The sequence below is a fragment of the Altererythrobacter sp. Root672 genome (genome assembly GCF_001427865.1).
Taxonomy (GTDB): Bacteria; Pseudomonadota; Alphaproteobacteria; order Sphingomonadales; family Sphingomonadaceae; genus Croceibacterium_A.
Map to the genome: position 1 here is coordinate 1,066,231 of NZ_LMHH01000001.1, position 16,698 is coordinate 1,082,928.

Annotated in this window: 16 protein-coding genes and 2 tRNA genes; 14 read left to right on the top strand and 4 right to left on the bottom strand. The window is 64.6% G+C overall.

What is annotated here, in order from left to right:
• The first annotated feature begins 157 nt into the window (after positions 1–157).
• Positions 158–1,843 (top strand): 2-isopropylmalate synthase, encoded by a 1,686-nt coding sequence (gene leuA, locus ASD76_RS05175; RefSeq protein ID WP_055919431.1) that lies wholly within the window; start codon positions 158–160, stop codon positions 1,841–1,843.
• On the opposite strand, the gene ASD76_RS05180 is transcribed toward leuA, so the two are convergent.
• Genes ASD76_RS05180 through ASD76_RS05190 form a run of 3 tightly spaced genes read right to left on the bottom strand, consistent with a single transcriptional unit; the run spans position 1,840 to position 3,692 of the window.
• Positions 1,840–2,382, bottom strand: a complete 543-nt coding sequence (locus ASD76_RS05180) for an MOSC domain-containing protein (RefSeq protein WP_055919434.1) — start codon at positions 2,380–2,382, stop codon at positions 1,840–1,842. The two genes, leuA and ASD76_RS05180, sit on opposite strands and share 4 nt — an antisense overlap.
• Positions 2,379–2,906: an AHH domain-containing protein gene (locus ASD76_RS05185; protein ID WP_082553611.1), complete on the bottom strand. Its 528-nt coding sequence runs from the start codon at positions 2,904–2,906 to the stop codon at positions 2,379–2,381. Before ASD76_RS05185 ends, ASD76_RS05180 begins: the two co-directional genes overlap by 4 nt.
• Positions 2,907–2,948: 42 nt before the next feature.
• Positions 2,949–3,692 carry a hypothetical protein gene (locus ASD76_RS05190; protein WP_055919437.1) on the bottom strand — a complete coding sequence of 248 codons (744 nt, stop codon included), beginning with the start codon at positions 3,690–3,692 and terminating at the stop codon, positions 2,949–2,951.
• Positions 3,693–3,936: 244 nt separating this feature from the next.
• Here ASD76_RS05190 and recJ point away from each other — a divergent pair, with 244 nt between their 5' ends.
• The 11 genes from recJ to lexA all read left to right on the top strand — a co-directional run bounded on the left by recJ (position 3,937) and on the right by lexA (position 11,729).
• Positions 3,937–5,718, top strand: coding sequence for a single-stranded-DNA-specific exonuclease RecJ (gene recJ, locus ASD76_RS05195; protein ID WP_055919440.1), 1,782 nt, complete (start codon positions 3,937–3,939; stop codon positions 5,716–5,718).
• An 81-nt stretch (positions 5,719–5,799) separates the two neighbouring features.
• Positions 5,800–5,874 (top strand) — tRNA-Glu (locus ASD76_RS05200).
• Positions 5,875–5,899: 25 nt separating this feature from the next.
• A tRNA-Glu gene (locus ASD76_RS05205) sits at positions 5,900–5,974 on the top strand.
• 104 nt (positions 5,975–6,078) lie between these two features.
• The gene (locus tag ASD76_RS05210; protein ID WP_055919443.1) at positions 6,079–6,678 is read left to right on the top strand and encodes an anthranilate synthase component II; all 600 of its coding nucleotides are present in this window, start codon (positions 6,079–6,081) and stop codon (positions 6,676–6,678) included.
• Positions 6,675–7,667: an anthranilate phosphoribosyltransferase gene (gene trpD / locus ASD76_RS05215; protein ID WP_055919446.1), complete on the top strand. Its 993-nt coding sequence runs from the start codon at positions 6,675–6,677 to the stop codon at positions 7,665–7,667. Before ASD76_RS05210 ends, trpD begins: the two co-directional genes overlap by 4 nt.
• Positions 7,664–8,452: an indole-3-glycerol phosphate synthase TrpC gene (gene trpC / locus ASD76_RS05220; protein WP_055919449.1), complete on the top strand. Its 789-nt coding sequence runs from the start codon at positions 7,664–7,666 to the stop codon at positions 8,450–8,452. The genes trpD and trpC overlap by 4 nt, the downstream gene beginning before the upstream one ends.
• 1 nt (position 8,453) lies before the next feature.
• Positions 8,454–8,960 (top strand): hypothetical protein, encoded by a 507-nt coding sequence (locus tag ASD76_RS05225; protein WP_200943044.1) that lies wholly within the window; start codon positions 8,454–8,456, stop codon positions 8,958–8,960.
• Positions 8,961–9,029: 69 nt separating this feature from the next.
• The gene (locus tag ASD76_RS05230) at positions 9,030–9,242 is read left to right on the top strand and encodes a hypothetical protein (RefSeq protein WP_235506515.1); all 213 of its coding nucleotides are present in this window, start codon (positions 9,030–9,032) and stop codon (positions 9,240–9,242) included.
• Positions 9,243–9,290: 48 nt separating this feature from the next.
• Positions 9,291–9,773 carry a cyclic pyranopterin monophosphate synthase MoaC gene (gene moaC / locus ASD76_RS05235; RefSeq protein WP_055919455.1) on the top strand — a complete coding sequence of 161 codons (483 nt, stop codon included), beginning with the start codon at positions 9,291–9,293 and terminating at the stop codon, positions 9,771–9,773.
• A complete protein-coding gene (locus ASD76_RS05240) occupies positions 9,770–10,972 on the top strand; it encodes a molybdopterin molybdotransferase MoeA (protein ID WP_055919458.1) in 1,203 nt (400 codons plus the stop codon). Before moaC ends, ASD76_RS05240 begins: the two co-directional genes overlap by 4 nt.
• A 70-nt stretch (positions 10,973–11,042) precedes the next feature.
• Positions 11,043–11,729: a transcriptional repressor LexA gene (gene lexA / locus ASD76_RS05245; RefSeq protein WP_055919461.1), complete on the top strand. Its 687-nt coding sequence runs from the start codon at positions 11,043–11,045 to the stop codon at positions 11,727–11,729.
• 2 nt (positions 11,730–11,731) lie between these two features.
• On the opposite strand, the gene ASD76_RS05250 is transcribed toward lexA, so the two are convergent.
• Positions 11,732–13,930: a ComEC/Rec2 family competence protein gene (locus tag ASD76_RS05250; RefSeq protein ID WP_321164418.1), complete on the bottom strand. Its 2,199-nt coding sequence runs from the start codon at positions 13,928–13,930 to the stop codon at positions 11,732–11,734.
• 20 nt (positions 13,931–13,950) lie between these two features.
• On the opposite strand from ASD76_RS05250, the gene gltX reads away from it, so the two are divergent.
• Both gltX and ASD76_RS05260 read left to right on the top strand, forming a co-directional pair.
• Complete coding sequence (gene gltX, locus ASD76_RS05255) at positions 13,951–15,366, top strand: glutamate--tRNA ligase (protein ID WP_055919467.1); 1,416 nt, start codon at positions 13,951–13,953, stop codon at positions 15,364–15,366.
• A gap of 28 nt (positions 15,367–15,394) precedes the next feature.
• Positions 15,395–16,681 (top strand): citrate synthase, encoded by a 1,287-nt coding sequence (locus ASD76_RS05260; protein ID WP_055919470.1) that lies wholly within the window; start codon positions 15,395–15,397, stop codon positions 16,679–16,681.
• The last annotated feature ends 17 nt before the right edge of the window (positions 16,682–16,698 follow it).

Genomic DNA, 16,698 nt, shown 5'->3' on the forward strand with positions numbered 1-16,698 from the left:
CGAGCTCCTTTCGCTGCTTCGACTTACGCGCCCTTAGGCGCGTCGTTCCGCCTGCGCGTTTGGCGCGGGCACACGCCTAAGGGTTTTTCGAACCACCAACGGTCGAAACGACGCCGCGGCCTCTTGCCCAGTGGCGTTCACGCGATAAGGCACGAACATGAGCATGCTGAAGGAACCGGGCCGCAAGTACAGGCCCTTCCCCCAAATCAACCTGCCGGACCGGCAATGGCCGAACCGCACCATCACGCATCCCCCGCGTTGGCTCTCGACAGACCTGCGCGACGGCAACCAGGCAATCGTCGATCCGATGGACGCGGTGAAGAAGAACCGCTTCTTCGACCTGCTGGTCCAGGTCGGCGTCAAGGAGATCGAGATCGGCTTCCCCGCTGCCGGGCAGACCGAGTTCGACTTCATCCAGGAACTGGTCCGCTCGGGCCGCGTCCCCGATGACGTGACCGTTCAGGTGCTGACCCAGGCCCGCGAGGACCTGATCAAGCGCTCGTTCGAAAGCCTCGAGGGCGCGCAACGGGCCATCGTCCACGTCTACAACGCGGTCAGCCCGGCTTGGCGCGAGATCGTCTTCCGCATGAGCCGCGAAGAGGTGAAGCAGATCGCCATCAACGCGGCCAAGCTGCTGCGCGACGAAGCCGCCAAGCGACCCAATACCGACTGGCACTTCGAATACTCGCCCGAAACCTTCTCGACCGCCGAGATCGATTTCAGCCTCGAGGTTTGCGAAGCGGTGATGGACGTGATGCAGCCGACCAAGGAACGGCCGCTGATCCTCAACCTGCCGGCGACGGTCGAGGCGGCGACGCCCAACATCTACGCCGACCAGATCGAATACTTCTGTCGCAACCTGCCCAACCGCGAGGCGGCGGCGATCAGCCTGCACACGCACAACGATCGCGGCACCGGCGTCGCGGCGGCGGAGCTTGGCCTGATGGCCGGCGCTGACCGCGTCGAAGGCTGCCTGTTCGGCAACGGCGAGCGCACAGGCAACTGCTGCCTCGTGACGGTCGGGCTCAACATGTACACCCAGGGCATCGACCCAGGGCTCGACTTCTCGAACATCGACCAGATCATCGAGACGGTCGAATACTGCAACCAACTGCCCGTCCACCCGCGCCATCCTTACGGCGGCGAGCTGGTGTTCACGGCCTTTTCGGGCAGTCACCAGGACGCGATCAAGAAGGGCTTCGAAGCGCAGGAACAGCGCAACGACGAGCTGTGGCGCGTACCCTACCTGCCGATCGATCCCGCTGACCTTGGCCGAAATTACGAGGCGGTCATTCGGGTCAATTCGCAGTCCGGAAAAGGCGGCTTCGCCTGGGTACTTGAGCAAGGCCAGGGCCTGAAGCTGCCCAAGCGCCTGCAGGTCGATTTCTCACGCCACGTTCAGCGCATGGCGGATGAGTTGGGTCGTGAGCTCAACTCCGAAGATATCTGGCACAGCTTCCAGGACTCCTATTTCCTAGCCGACCAGCGAGCGACTTTCGAACTGGTCGATTACGAGGAATCGCGGGCACACGACGGCACGCGGCTGTTCAGCGGCACGATCACGGTCGGCGGCAAGAAGCAGAGCGTCAGCGGCCGCGGCAAGGGCCTGGTGTCATCGGTCCTGGCAACGCTGCAGCAGACTTTCGGGCTCGAGATCGAGGTGCTGGACTATACCGAACACGCGCTCGGCAAGGGCACGGACGCGCGCGCAGCCGCCTATCTCGAATGCGCCCTCCCCGACGGGAAGGTCGTCTGGGGCGTCGGCATCGATGAGGATGTGGCCACGGCCAGCGTCCGGGCCATCCTGAGCGCGGCCAACGCCGCAGTGGCAGCCGAAGCCTAGACCGGCACCAAGGGACTGAGTTCCTTGGGCAGGAACTGAATGGCGATCGTGTCTCCGGGGCGGACTTCACCTCCCTGGAGCACGATAGCCATGACGCCAACCTTGCGGATCAGTGTGCCGTCTGCCGCGCGGTCCAGGACCGCAGCCATAGCCCCGCGCGCAATGTTATCGTCGATCTGATGGCAAGGATTGCGCAAACCGGTCAGTCCCACGACGGCCTCTCCACCCACAAGCAATTGAGTGCCGGTTGGCAGCGACAATAGGTCGATCCCCCGCGTAGTCAGGTTCTCGCCCAAGACCCCAGGACCCACCTCGAAGCCGGCGGCTGCCAGCTCTACAAACAGCTCCGCGTGAATGAGATGGACCTGCCGCAAGTTCGGCGCCTGGGGAGTGGTCCGCCTGGAGCGATGCTGCACCGTCCGCCCACAATGGGCGTCCCCGGCAACCCCGAGGCCGGGGAGCAGTGTGATGAAGTCGCAGGGCTCCTTGGAGAAGCGGTGTTCGGCATCCCGTGCGACGGCGATCACCTGGCCAGTCATTCCGCTAAGCCTCCCGGAACGGTGGCGCTGCCCGACCACAACGCTTCAGCCAGGCCATCAAGCGCGGTGAAATCGACCAAGTTCTCCACCCGATCAAGTCGGTTGAGGCGTACCGCCGGGCGTTTGTCCTGCAACAACCGCCTGCGGAGCGCGCGTTGAAGCAGGTCGATCCGCATCAGCGCCTGGCTTCGCGCAGGCTCGGGAATACGAGGGCGCAGGCGCGACCATTCCGCTTCGATCTGGCCAACGCGCTCCATCACCATGGCATTGTAGCCGCGATGCGGCCCGCGATGGAGCGGGAGCCCAAGACGTAGCGCCGACTCGCTCGTCGCCGGGAGGAGTAACCCGTTTCGCCGGAAGTCATCGAACGAGTGCTGGTTGCGGCCAATGGCCTCGAAGAACCGCGCGAAACTGCGATTCGATAGGAGCTGGCGCGGGAGCAGATGATGGCGCTGCATGCCCGATGTGTAGCCTGGATGGCCGCGGCGATTGACTGCCCAGAATGGCAGGCGATGGCGAGGCATCGCTCACTCCCGTTCACTTCTGTGATCCAGGGGCGAGAATGGCTAGAGTTGTTCAGCATTTACAAGATGATAGTCAGAAGAAGGTGTAAGCCGTAGTGCACGACCATCGGGGCCGGTGACGACCTGTGTTTCAGTCAAGCGGCCGTGCTCGACCAGCCAATGCGCAAGTCGCAGCGCGATTTTCGGATCAGGGGCGCTTCCCCCTTCCGGATCCGAGCCCAAGCGCAATTCCTGGCTGGTGAACAGGGCGAGCCCTTCGCTCAGAATTCCACCGTCCGGCGTCGGGGCGAGCGCGGCGAGGCTGAACATCGGAAAGGGACCGCCTTCGGTCCAGTAAAGCACCGAGCTTCGAAACTGCCGCGGTACCGACCAGCAGCCAGCAGGGTGCCACGCGATCGCCTTGATCCCAGAAAGCGCGGCCAATTGCGCCGTGAGCCCGGCGAGCGAGCGCACGATCGGTAGAATCGGTCCGCCTGCGGCAAGGTGAGGTCCGGGCCGCAAGGTGACCCCTTCCAGTTCCTCGACATCCGAGGGCAGACCATAACTGTGGCGTAATGCAGGGACTGACGACGACGTTCCGGGCTCCAGGCCAGTAAGATCGAAAGTCAGCCCGTTGGCGAGCAATTCCAGCCAGCGCGCTGGATCTGCACACTCGTCGTCCGCTGCAGCCACCTCAACACCGACGTGGCCTCCCACCGGATCAAAGCTGATCGAGAACGCCTGGCAAGCGAGGGAAAGTTCGGCAATCGCGGATACATCGGGCCGTTCGCCCGGGGCAAACAACAAGGTCGCCGCGGTTTCCGGTCTCCGTGCATCAGTGTCTTGGGGGTTCGAAATGGATATGCCTCGTTGCAGGACCTTGGCGCTCTGTCTGGCGCGAAAGCGCGCGAAGATCGAGTCTCCCGCGAGGGGATGACTCGGTATCGGATCATTCCCTTCATTGCTCCTTGCAGTTTGCCCCCGCGCGGTGTCTGTCGATTGCCCTCCCCCAGTGCTTCCAAGCTATACCCCCCTCGTCTAGGCATCTTTCATGGCCACCCGTCCCGCAGTTTTCGGCGTCGAACGCTCACTCACCGGCAAAGCCTGGCGTTGGCGTGGCGGCAATATGGAACTCGGTGGCGGTGTCGCCGGGCTGGAAGACGATGTGGTGACCCAACTGCTGCTCGCCCGCGGCGTACCGCGCGACGATCTAGCCCGGCACCGCAGCCCCAACCTCCGCAGCTTCCTGCCCGATCCGTCCGTCTTCAACGACATGGACCTCGCGGCCGACAGAATTGCCGAAGCGGTGCTCGCGAGCGAATCGGTGACGGTCTACGGTGACTACGACGTTGACGGCGCCACGAGTGCGGCACTCCTGATCCGGCTGTTCCGCATGCTCGGCCACCAGGCCCGCCACTATATTCCCGATCGCCTGCTCGAAGGTTACGGCCCGAGCGGCGAGGCTCTGGTGCGCCTCGGCGCCGAGGGATCGAGCCTGGTGGTAACCGTCGATTGCGGCGCCATGGCCTTCGACGCGCTGGCTGCGGCCCATGAGGCGGGCATCGACGTGATCGTCGTGGACCACCACAAATGCGCGACGGAGCTTCCAAAGGCGCTGGCCCTCGTCAATCCCAATCGGCTCGACGAAAATGACACTGCAGCGGCTCATGGGCACCTGGCAGCGGTGGGCGTGGCGTTCCTCCTTGCTGTGGCTGTGGTGCGGACCCTGCGCCGGCGAGGCTTCTTCGAAGGGCGCGCCGAGCCTGACCTGATGTCGCTGCTCGATCTCGTCGCCCTGGGCACCGTGGCGGACGTGGCGGCGATCCATGGCCTCAACCGGGCGTTCGTCGCGCAGGGCCTCAAAGTCATGGCGCGACGGGCCAATGTCGGCCTGGCCGCCCTGATCGACGCGAGCAGGCTGAATAGAGCCCCAAGCTGCAGCGACTGCGGCTTCGCTTTGGGGCCGCGAATCAACGCCGGCGGACGTGTCGGAGAGGCAACGCTCGGCGTGCGCCTGTTGACCACGGAAGACCCGGAAGAGGCGCGCGCCATCTCCAGCCAGCTTTCGCAACTCAACGAGGAACGGCGCGGTATCGAATTCGCGGTGCAGGAGGCGGCTGAGGCGGCCTTGTCCGGCCAGCACAACCGCGCTGTCCTGACCCTTTCCGGCCAAGGCTGGCACCCGGGGGTGATCGGCATCGTTGCAGGCCGAATCAAGGAAAAGACCGGCAAGCCCGCCTTGGTGATCGCGCTCGATCCGGAAACCGGTCAGGGCAAAGGCTCCGGCCGATCGATTTCCGGTGTCGACCTCGGCGCAGCGATCATCGCCGCGCGCGATAGCGGGCTGCTCGTCGCGGGAGGTGGCCATGCGATGGCCGCGGGACTCACGGTGGAGGCAGACAAGGTCGAGGCGCTGGGCGAATGGCTCGACGAGCGACTCTCGGCCGCCGTGGCGGCCGCTTCGCTCGACCGCTCGACTCTACTCGACATTTCGGTCGCTCCACGCGGACTCACCCCTGAATTGGTTGAGACGCTAGAGAGCGCGGGCCCCTTTGGTGTGGGTTGGCCCGGCCCGCGTGTCGCGGTCGGGCCGGTACACCTGATCAAGGCCGATATCGTGGGTGACGACCATCTGCGTCTGGTCGCGGGCGGCCAGGATGGCGGATCGTTCAAGGCCATCGCCTTCCGCATGGCGAGCAGCGAACTTGGGCAGGCTCTGCTTCACGGTGCAAAGGGACGCCGCCTGTGGCTCGCAGGGAGAGCGAAGATCGACGATTGGGGCAACCGACCCCAAGCCGAACTGCATCTCGAGGACGCCGCCTGGGCAGATTAATTGCCAGAGTTGTTTTTTGCTTAGGAGCGGGCTTGACCGCGCCCGCAGCCCCAACTAAGTGCGCGCCTCGCCTCCGGGCGTGGCCCCTTCGTCTAGCGGTTAGGACGCGGCCCTTTCACGGCTGAAACACGGGTTCGATTCCCGTAGGGGTCACCAACGGAGGTGCGATGCCGATAGGCATGGCCCCTTCGTCTAGCGGTTAGGACGCGGCCCTCTCACGGCTGAAACACGGGTTCGATTCCCGTAGGGGTCACCAGCGCTACCCACCAAATCGCGAAGACTTTCGAATAATCCTCAGTGAGGATTATCCGCTCCGTCACGCCACTTCCATCCCGGCGGGACTGGCTCTATGGCGACGCCATGATCCTGGTCATCGACAACTACGACAGCTTTACTTTCAACCTGGTCCACTACCTGATGGAGTTGGGCGCAGAGGTTGAAGTCGTGCGCAACGACGCGCTCAGCGCCGGACAGGCACTGTCTAGCGGCGCCAAAGGCTTCCTGATCTCGCCCGGTCCCTGCACGCCGAACGAAGCGGGCATCAGCCTGGAACTCGTGGCGGCCTGCGCGGATGCGGGACGGCCTCTTCTCGGGGTGTGCCTCGGCCATCAGGCGATCGGCCAGCACTTCGGCGGCCGCGTGACCCGTGGTGGGTTGATGCATGGCAAGACTTCGCCCGTCACCCACGATGGGACCGGTCTCTTCGCCGGCCTGCCCTCGCCTTTCATCGCCACGCGCTATCACTCGCTGATCGTCGAAGACATTCCCGAGACCCTGGTGGTCAATGCGCAGAGCGAGACACCCGGGCTCGACGGTTCGGCCGTCATGGGCTTCCGCCACCGCGAGCTGCCGATCCACGGGGTGCAGTTCCATCCAGAGAGCATCGCCACGGAACACGGCCACGCGCTGCTCGCCAATTTCCTCGAGATCTGCGGCGTTAGGGCGAAAGTCCCGGCGTGAACGCACTGCCCCCGGTCGATAGCCCGCTCGACGAGAGCGAGGCCGAAGCAGCGTTTGGCGCCATGCTCGACGGCAAGCTGTCGGACGAGGACATCGCGCAGTTCCTGATCGCGCTGTCCGACCGTGGCGAGACAGCCGCCGAGATCGCCGGTGCGGCGCGAGCCATGCGGGCACGCCTGGTACCGATCGCCGCTCCCGCCAATGCGATCGACGTCTGCGGAACCGGTGGCGACGGCCATCACACGCTCAACGTCTCCACCGCCGTCTCGCTGGTCGTCGCGGCCTGCGGGGTACCTGTGGCGAAGCACGGCAACAGGGCTGCCAGCTCCAAGGCAGGCGCGGCCGACACGCTCGAGGCGCTCGGGCTCAACCTCGACCGGGCTATGGAAACGGCCGAGGAAACGCTTGCCGACCTTGGCATCTGCTTCCTCTTTGCCGGCAAGCACCACCCCTCGATGGGCCGAATCATGCCGATCCGCCGGCAACTAGGCCGCCGCACCATCTTCAACCTGATGGGGCCGCTGGCGAATCCGGCTAACGTGGGCCGACAGCTCGTCGGCATTGCCCGGCCGGCGTACGTGCCGATCTACGCTGAAGCGCTGGCCATGCTCGGCACCGAGCATTCGATGGTCATTTCCGGCGACGAGGGCCTCGACGAACTTAGCCTGGCAGGCGGCAACGAAGTGGCCGAAGTGCGCGGGGGCGAAGTGCGGATGAAACGGGTCGAGCCCGCAGAAGCTGGCCTGGCAATCGCACCGATCGATGCCATTCGTGGCGGTGATCCGGCGCACAACGCCGCCGAGCTAGGCAAGCTCCTGGCGGGCGAACCCGGCGCCTATCGCGATGCCGTGCTGTTCAACGCTGCCGGCGCGCTGATCGTCGCTGGTGAAGTGAAGACCTGGGCCGAAGGTGTCGAGGAAGCCGCCGAGGCGATCGACAAGGGCCTGGCCAAGACACTGCTCGATTGCTGGGTGGCCCACACGAAATGACCGACAAGCTGACCGAGATCTGCGCCACCAAGCGCGACGAAGTGGCCGTCCGCAAGACGCTGGCGACAGTGGATGACCTCGACCGCGCCGCAGCGTCTGCTTCGGCCCCGCGCGGCTTCCACGCCGCGCTTCAGGCGAAGGCTGAGACGGGCTTCGGCCTGATCGCAGAAATCAAGAAAGCTTCGCCCTCGAAGGGATTGATCCGGGCTGATTTCCGTCCCGCCGAACACGCCGTCGCTTACGAGCAGGGCGGGGCCGCGTGCCTGTCCGTGTTGACCGATGCGCCCTATTTCCAGGGTCACGAGGACTACCTGATGGACGCCCGCGCCGCGTGTGCCCTGCCGGTGCTGCGCAAGGACTTCATGGTCGATCCGTGGCAAGTGGCTGAAGCTCGCGCGATTGGAGCGGATGCGATCCTGATTATCGTCGCAGCGCTTGAGGATGCCGAGATGGCCGAGATCGAAGCCGCGGCTATCGAGCGTGGCATGGATGTCTTGGTCGAAGTCCACGACGAGGCCGAGATGGAACGCGCCGCCAGCCTGCGTTCGCGCCTGATCGGGGTCAACAACCGCGACTTGCGGACATTCCGCACCGACCTCGGCACTACCGAGCGCCTTGCGACTCTTGCTCCGGCTGGCACGCTGCTGGTCGCCGAGAGCGGCATCAACCACCACTCGGACCTCGAACGCCTCGCACAAAGCGGCGTGCGCTGCTTCCTGGTCGGCGAAAGCCTCATGCGCCAGCCCGACGTGAGGGCCGCCACCCACGAGTTGCTGGGGACCTGACTTGACCCGCGAGGTCGTCGTCAACGACCTGATGCAGCGCGGTTATCGCTATGTCCGCACACGCCCCATGGGCAAGGAATTCGATCCCGATTTCCTACCCGAACTGACTCCGGCCGAAATGCTCGAACTGGGAGTGTTCTGCGGGAAGTACATGCGCGATTGCCGGGCTGAGTTCCCCGCAGACTGGTTCGCCAAGGCCAAGCTTGCAGCCACCTTGCCCGACTGCTCCTTGAACTATTTCGGTGTCCGGGCCGGTAGCTCGCTTAGCGTGTGGCGGGACAAGGGCTGGCTCCATCCTGACGATCCGCGGGGGTGGTTCCAGTGGTATTGCCGCTACTACTCCGGTCGCCGTTTGGAAGGCGAAGACGGGCGCCAAATCGCCCGCTGGCGCGCGTTCCGCCGGCACGTCCGCCAGGTCGAGACAAACTGTGAGCCCGGTGATCCGTTCTGCCGGCCGCGGCAGCGCCAAGCCCTGTTGCAATGGGCCTACGACAGCCGCCGGATCTAGCCGTTCGCCCGCATGGCGTTTGTCCTCGGACTGGCGTAAGCTGGCCGCGGGTCATGGGGGAGAATGGTAATGGGCGGAGTGTTTCACTTGGCGATGAAGTCAGTCAGCACCCTGCTCGGCGTGCTGATGGTCTGCATGGGCGGCATCTGGGTACTTCAGGGCCTCAACATCGCCTTCCTCGACAGCTTCATGGCGAACGATCCGCAATGGGCGGTCTACGGCGCAATCCTCGCGCTGTTCGGCGTTGGCCAGGTGATCTGGAGCGCCACGCGCAAGCGTTGACGCCCGGGTCTGTCCTACTCGCCCCGGTTCTGTCATGGGCGTGAGCGGATGAACAAACTTACCCATCTGGATTCGCACGGCCAGGCGAGAATGGTCGACGTCGGCGGCAAGCCGGAAACCGCGCGCAGCGCGACTGCGGCCGGACGCATTCGTATGTCGGCAGAAGCGCTCTCGGCAATCCGCGACGGTAGTGGTCCGAAAGGCGATGTGCTCGCCGCCGCACGCATTGCCGGGATCATGGCCGCCAAGAAGACCGGCGAGCTCATTCCGCTGTGCCACCCGCTGGCGCTTGATGCGGTCACGGTGGACTTCACCTTCGAAGGCGACGGGATCCGCGTTACCACGCAGGCTTCGCTGACCGGCAAGACCGGGGTCGAGATGGAGGCCATGACCGCCGCTTCCATCGCCCTGCTCACGATTTACGACATGGCCAAAGCGATCGACAAAGGCATGGTCATCGGTGAGGTCCGCCTGCTCGAGAAAACCGGCGGCAAGAGCGGCACATGGAGGGCAGAGGGCGCGGGCGAATGACCCCGCCCCTACCCCTGATCGAGGCGCAGCAGCGGCTCCTGGACCTCGCCCGACCACTCGGCCCGGAAACCGTGACGGCGGAGCAATCGCTGGGGCGCTACCTGTGGAATGATCTGAGCGCCCGGCGGACGCAGCCCGCAGCCGATCTGTCGGCCATGGATGGCTACGCGGTTCAGGAGCCGAACGGCGGCCCCTGGCGCATAGTCGGCGAGAGCGCTGCTGGCCGGCCCTTTGCGGGGCTCCTGGAAGCCGGTGAGGCCATCCGGATCAGTACTGGCGCGCTCATGCCCGAGGGAGCCGTGGCCGTCCTGTTGCAGGAGGAAGCTCTCCGCGACGGCAGCGACCTGACCATCGCCCCCGATGGCGAAGCCTCCGCTCGACATATCCGCCGAAAGGGGTTCGACTTTGCGATCGGCGACACGATCCTTCAAGCCGGCACCCGAATGGGACCGGCACAACTCGCCCTCGTGGTTTCAGCCGGACTGGGCAGCACTGGCTTGGAAACCGGCAGCCTGCCTCGGGTCGCGGTAATCGACAACGGGGACGAGTTGGCGGTCGATCCCGCGGCGTGGGACGACCACCGCCTCCCCGCCAGCAACGGGGCGATGATCGCTGCCATGGTGCAACCGCTGTGCTCGTCGGTGGACCGACTCGGACCGGTGCCCGACAGCAGGGAAGCGCTGGCCAAGGCCCTGGGAACTGCGAGCGATGCCGATGTGATTGTCACCTCGGGCGGTGCTTCGGTTGGCGATCACGACCTGGTCAGGCCGGCGCTCGAAGAGTGGGGTGCGTCGATCGACTTTTGGCGAGTAGCGATGAAGCCGGGCAAGCCGCTTCTGGTTGCGCGGAAAGGGGACGCCCTCGTGCTCGGACTGCCGGGCAATCCGGTGTCCAGCTACGTCACGGCGTTCCTGTTCCTGCTCCCGCTCTTGCGCCGCCTTGCAGGAGCCAACAGTGCCTTGCCGGTCAAGTTCTCTGCACGAACGGCGACGGCCTTGCCTCCTGGTGGCCCCAGACTTGAGATGGTCCGGGCCCAACTCGCGGGCGGCATAGTCACCCCGCTTGGCCAGCAGGATTCGAGCGGCTTGCGCGCGCTTGCCATAGCCAATGCCCTGATCGAGCGGCCGATCGATGCCCCTTCCGCTGCGGCCGGAGACGAAGTCTCGATCTATTGGCTCCAAAATGGTGGGATGGGTTGACGAGTTCGCAAGAGTTGCTTAATTGTTCCTTGTTCGTTCCGAAGTGGAACATTTGAGGGAGAGCGCCTCCATGTTGACGGCCAAGCAGCACGAGCTTCTTCGTTACATCCAGGTAAAGCTGGAAGAGACCGGCATCTCTCCTTCGTTCGAGGAAATGAAGGAAGCGCTGGACTTGAAGAGCAAGTCGGGCGTCCACCGGCTGATCTCCGCGCTCGAAGAACGTGGCTTCATCAGGCGGCTTCCGAACCGCGCCCGTGCGCTCGAAGTTCTGCGTCAGCCTGAAAATGTGAGCCCTGCCTCGGCGCGGTCTGCACCGGCCAATGATTTGATTGGCAGAGCACCCCCACCGGCTTCCCGCCCCGAACCGGCGAACGACGTGATCGAGATTCCGCTCCACGGCCGAATTGCCGCCGGTGTCCCGATCGAAGCGCTCGAAGGCCAGGCCACGCTTCCGGTACCCGCTGCCCTCCTCGGAGCCGGCGAGCACTATGCGCTCGAGGTATCAGGGGATTCGATGATCGAAGCGGGCATCTTTGACGGCGACTTTGCGCTGGTGAAGCGGACCGATGTGGCGCGCGATGGCGACATCGTGGTGGCACTTGTGCGCAACGAGGAAGCGACGCTTAAGTACCTACGCCGCGAAAACGGCATGATCCGCCTCGATCCGGCCAACGGTGCCTACGATCCGCAGATCTATCCAGCTCATGAAGTCCAGGTTCAGGGCAAGCTGGCAGGGCTGCTGCGCCGCTATCACTGAGCCTATCGGCGGTCGGGTACTTTTCCCTGCCACCATCCATGGCTGCCTTGGCTCTGGGCGACAGTGTTCACGCGTTTGCTTTCAAAGGTGATCGCTAGTCCACCTGTCTCGCCAAGCGATCTTCGGTCGGCTTTGAACCAACGGGGACGGCAACTTGCCGGAAGCCAGCGGTCGGAGACCACAACGTCCACTCGTTCACATGCCGCAGCGAGCGCGCGTTCGGTGACGATCTCTCGGCTTCGGCTCATGAGAATTCGCCATTCGCGCGCACCACGCTGGATGGCAACGATGCAGAAATCACGGCTGCATTGCGCTCCGGGCCATTGTTCAAGCGGTACGGGCGAGCCTGAAACGCCAGCCAGTTCCATCAAGTTTTCGAGGGTGAAGTCGCTACGGGACTCGCGCAGCACCAGTAGCTGCTCGCCCTCGCCGGTTATCCCGACATGACGCCCGTCGCCGGAGATGAGCAGGTCGGGAATGGGGGTCGTCAACAACAGTCCAGTCGCGGCAAGCGCCGGCAATAGGCCTAAGAGGCGAACTCGACCTCGCCACAGCGCCAGCCATAGCCCTCCCACCACGAACAGCGCGAAAGCCAGGCCGCTCATCTGCGGCATCAGCTTGACTGCTCCGGGCTGCCCGGCGGTGAAGTGGGCGATCTGGAGCAAGAGTTCGAGCGACTGCCCGGCGAGCCACCAGGCTGGCGCCCCCGCCCCCACCAGGTCCAGAATCAACCCCAACGCAATCAGCGGCATCGACACGAAAGTCACGAGCGGGATCGCCACCACGTTAGCCACCGCGCCATAGATTCCCGCGCGATGGAAATGGAACAGCACGATCGGCGTCAGCACGATCTCGATCACTAGCCCGGTTGCCAGCAGCATCGCCGCCCGTCGCAAGCTCCAGGCGAGCCAGCCCTCCTCACGCGGCGCCAGAAAGGCCCGCACGGGCGCACAGCCGTGCAGCGCGACGATCGAAACCACGGCGGCAAAACTCATCTGAAAACTCGGCCCAGCCAGCGCTTCGGGCCAAACCAGCAGGACCGCGATCGCCGTTACGGCCACCATGCGCAGCGACAGCGGTTCGCGGCCGAGCGCCAGGGCCACGAGGACGAGCATGGCACCCACACAGCAGCGCACGGTGGGGACTTCCGCGCCCGTCAGCAGGGTATACCCAACCCCAACCAAGGCGCCCGAGCCCGCGGCGACCAATGGCAATCTCACCCGCAACGCCATCCATGGCCACAGCGCCAAAAGCTTGATCGAAACGAAGTAGGCCGCGGCGATCACTGCGCTGACATGCAACCCGCTGATCGAGAGCAAATGGGTCAGCCCCGCGTCGCGCATGGCCTCCTCGTCCGACGAGGCGATCGCGCCTCGATCTCCGCTGGCGAAGGCGGCGGCTATGGCACCCGCTGAACCGTCGAGACGGGACCGGACATGCTGGGACAGCGAACGTTGCACGCTCGCCAGCAGAGCCCCACCATGGGCCTTCTCGAGGAGTTCGATGTCGCCCTGCGCGCTTCCGGTTGCCGCCAGCCCCTGAAACCAGGCCGTGCGAGCAAAATCATAGCTTCCCGGCAGCATCGGTGGTTGCGGCGGCATCAGTCTCGCCTGCACGCGAATCCGCGCGCCTTCATCCAATCCCGGCAAATCGCGATCGATCGGAACATTGATCCGTACTTTGATCGCCCGCGTTCCTCCCGGCTCGCGCGTGGCCAGGACGAGACGGATTCGCCGCTCGGCGGGCTGTTCGATCCGCTCGAGTACGCGACCCTCGATCACGGTAGAGACCGGGCGCTCGAGCGGCTCCGCGCCGATCATCTCCGACCGTGCCCAGGCACAGGACAGTCCCACCGCATAGAACAGTCCCACACCGATCACCGCGGCGAGAACTTGCGTGCGTCGCTCCTTTCCCCGCCAAAGGGCCACTGCCCCAAGGGAGCTCATGACTCCCAAGACTGCCGCCAGAAGCCACTCAACCGCCTGGTCGAGCACGAACCACGAGGCTATTCTCGCCCCGAATGCAACGGCAAGCCACGGCCCCCTATCGAACCCCGCGCGAGCCAGAATAGCCTCGGCTGCATCGCCCACGCTGGACAAGTTTGCGCGTATTCGCCAAGGCGACCGCTGCAACGCAGCATCCTCAGGGCCGTCCTGTAGCGGCACCCATGGCGATGGCTGTGGCGAACCCATTGATTTCATTGAAGAGGAAGCGGTTGATCATGGCAAGCGGTAGCGACAACGGGACGCAGCCGAAACGGCCGATCGTCACCCGCTTCGCGCCTTCGCCGACCGGTTTTCTGCATATCGGCGGTGCGCGCACCGCGCTGTTCAACTGGCTCTTTGCCCGGCGTAACGGCGGCAAGTTCCTCCTGCGCATCGAAGACACTGACCGCGCCCGTTCGACCGACGCCGCAATTGCAGCGATTCTCGACGGAATGCACTGGCTCGGCCTCGATTGGGACGGGCACGAATACTACCAGTCGCAGTTCTGGGCGCGACACGCCGAAGTGGCGCATGAACTGCTGGCACGCGGCCATGCTTATCGCTGCTGGATGTCGCAGGAAGAGCTGGCAGCCCAACGCGAACGCGCTCAGGCCGAGCGTCGTCCGTTCCGTATCGAAAGCCCGTGGCGCGACGCTGATGGTCGCGAGGGCGACGGCGCGTTCGTCGTCCGCCTCAAGGCCCCGCGCGAGGGCGAGACCGTTATCCAGGATCTCGTGCAGGGCCGCGTCGCGGTCCAGAATGCCGAGCTCGACGACTTCATCCTGCTGCGGTCGGACGGCACGCCGACTTACATGCTCGCGGTGGTGGTCGACGACCACGACATGGGCGTGACTCACGTCGTCCGCGGCGACGATCACCTCAACAACGCTTTTCGCCAGCTCGCGATCATCCATGGCATGGGCTGGCCGGAACCGATCTATTCCCATGTTCCGCTGATCCACGGCCAGGACGGCGCAAAGCTGTCCAAGCGCCACGGGGCACTAGGCGTCGATGCCTACCGAGATGAGTTGGGAATCCTGCCCGAAGCGATGTTCAACTACCTGTTGCGGCTCGGTTGGGGGCACGGCGACCAGGAAGAGTTCACCGTCGAGGAAGCCACGCAGGTGTTCGACCTCAGCGGCGTGGGCAAGGCGCCCTCTCGCTTCGACATCAAGAAGCTGCTCAGCCTCAACGGGCATTACATCCGTCTCGCCGACGACCGGCGCCTCGCCGAAATCGTCGCCGCGAAGATCGGTCCGCAGGCTGACGTGGAGCTGCTGACCGAGGCGATGCCGGTGCTCAAGACCCGCGCGCGCGACGTGAACGAGCTGGCCGATGGGGCCGCCTTCCTGTTCAAGAGCCGCCCCTTGCCGATGACCGAGCAGGCGCAGGCCTTGCTGACCGACGAAGCACGGACGCTTTTGTCTCGGATTTCGGCGAATCTCAGCACTGAAGAAGGCTGGACAACCGACGCGTTGGAAGCCAATCTCAAGGCCTACGCGGAAGCACAGGGTCTCGGCTTGGGCAAGCTGGCGCAACCGCTTCGGGCGGCGTTGACGGGGCAAACCACGTCGCCGGGAATTTTCGATGTACTGGCCCTCCTCGGCAAGGAGGAAAGTCTCGCGCGGATCGACGCGCAGGCTGCCGGCTGACAGACAAGCGATCGCAAGGAGATAGAATTTGGCGGACAACCCAGCAAAGTTGGCGGTCGGGAACCAGGATTTCGATCTGCCGGTGCTGAAGGGCACTACCGGCCCTGACGTGCTCGATATCCGCAAGCTTTACGGTCAGACCGGGATGTTCACCTACGACCCGGGCTTCACCTCGACCGCCAGCTGCGAAAGCTCGTTGACCTATATCGACGGCGAAGAGGGCATCCTGCTCCACCGTGGCTACCCGATCGGGCAGCTGGCCGAGCATTCGAGCTTCATGGAAGTGTCCTACCTGATGCTCAACGGCGAACTGCCGAACGGCCAGGAACTCGACGAATTCTCCCGCACGATCACCCGTCACACCATGCTGCACGAGCAACTGGCGACGTTCTACCGCGGCTTCCGCCGTGACGCCCACCCGATGGCGATCATGTGCGGCGTGGTTGGCGCGCTGAGCGCGTTCTACCATGACAGCACCGACATCTCGGACCCGCATCACCGCAAGGTCAGCTCGCATCGCCTGATCGCCAAGATGCCGACCATCGCGGCGATGGCTTACAAGTACTCGGTGGGGCAGCCGTTCCTCTATCCGGACAACTCGCTCAGCTACACCGCCAACTTCCTGCGCATGACCTTCGGCGTACCGGCAGAGCCCTACGAGGTGCATCCGGCGGTCGAACGCGCGATGGACCGCATCTTCATCCTCCACGCCGACCACGAGCAGAACGCCTCGACTTCGACCGTGCGCCTGGCTGGTTCCTCGGGCGCCAATCCGTTCGCCTGCATCGCGGCCGGCATCGCCTGCCTGTGGGGCCCGGCCCACGGCGGGGCGAACGAAGCAGCGCTCAACATGCTGCGCGAAATCGGCACGCCCGACCGCATCAAGCATTACATCGAACGGGCGAAGGACAAGAACGACCCGTTCCGCCTGATGGGCTTCGGCCACCGCGTCTACAAGAACTACGACCCCCGTGCGGCGGTCATGCAGAAGACCGTGCGCGAGGTGTTCGAGGCGCTGAAGGTCACCGATCCGGTGTTCGAAACCGCGCTGCAGCTCGAGGAAATCGCGCTCAACGACGACTATTTCCACGAGAAGAAGCTGTTCCCGAACGTCGACTTCTATTCGGGCATCATCCTCTCGGCGATGGGCTTCCCGACCACGATGTTCACCGCGCTGTTCGCCCTCGCCCGCACCGTGGGTTGGGTCGCGCAGTGGAACGAGATGATCTCTGACCCCGGCCAGAAGATCGGCCGTCCGCGCCAGCTCTACACCGGCCCGACGGAACGCGATTACATCCCGCTCGATAAGCGCTGATCACCCTCACCCAACCC

What these genes read in the sequence shown, in the direction of transcription:
- ASD76_RS05250 (WP_321164418.1), bottom strand. Translation starts at nt 13,930, where the DNA reads ATGAAATCAATGGGTTCGCCACAGCCATCGCCATGGGTGCCGCTACAG.
- ASD76_RS05240 (WP_055919458.1), top strand. Translation starts at nt 9,770, where the DNA reads ATGACCCCGCCCCTACCCCTGATCGAGGCGCAGCAGCGGCTCCTGGAC.
- recJ (WP_055919440.1), top strand. Translation starts at nt 3,937, where the DNA reads ATGGCCACCCGTCCCGCAGTTTTCGGCGTCGAACGCTCACTCACCGGC.
- ASD76_RS05185 (WP_082553611.1), bottom strand. Translation starts at nt 2,906, where the DNA reads ATGCCTCGCCATCGCCTGCCATTCTGGGCAGTCAATCGCCGCGGCCAT.
- leuA (WP_055919431.1), top strand. Translation starts at nt 158, where the DNA reads ATGAGCATGCTGAAGGAACCGGGCCGCAAGTACAGGCCCTTCCCCCAA.
- gltX (WP_055919467.1), top strand. Translation starts at nt 13,951, where the DNA reads ATGGCAAGCGGTAGCGACAACGGGACGCAGCCGAAACGGCCGATCGTC.
- ASD76_RS05180 (WP_055919434.1), bottom strand. Translation starts at nt 2,382, where the DNA reads ATGACTGGCCAGGTGATCGCCGTCGCACGGGATGCCGAACACCGCTTC.
- lexA (WP_055919461.1), top strand. Translation starts at nt 11,043, where the DNA reads ATGTTGACGGCCAAGCAGCACGAGCTTCTTCGTTACATCCAGGTAAAG.
- ASD76_RS05230 (WP_235506515.1), top strand. Translation starts at nt 9,030, where the DNA reads ATGGGCGGAGTGTTTCACTTGGCGATGAAGTCAGTCAGCACCCTGCTC.
- ASD76_RS05210 (WP_055919443.1), top strand. Translation starts at nt 6,079, where the DNA reads ATGATCCTGGTCATCGACAACTACGACAGCTTTACTTTCAACCTGGTC.
- moaC (WP_055919455.1), top strand. Translation starts at nt 9,291, where the DNA reads ATGAACAAACTTACCCATCTGGATTCGCACGGCCAGGCGAGAATGGTC.
- trpC (WP_055919449.1), top strand. Translation starts at nt 7,664, where the DNA reads ATGACCGACAAGCTGACCGAGATCTGCGCCACCAAGCGCGACGAAGTG.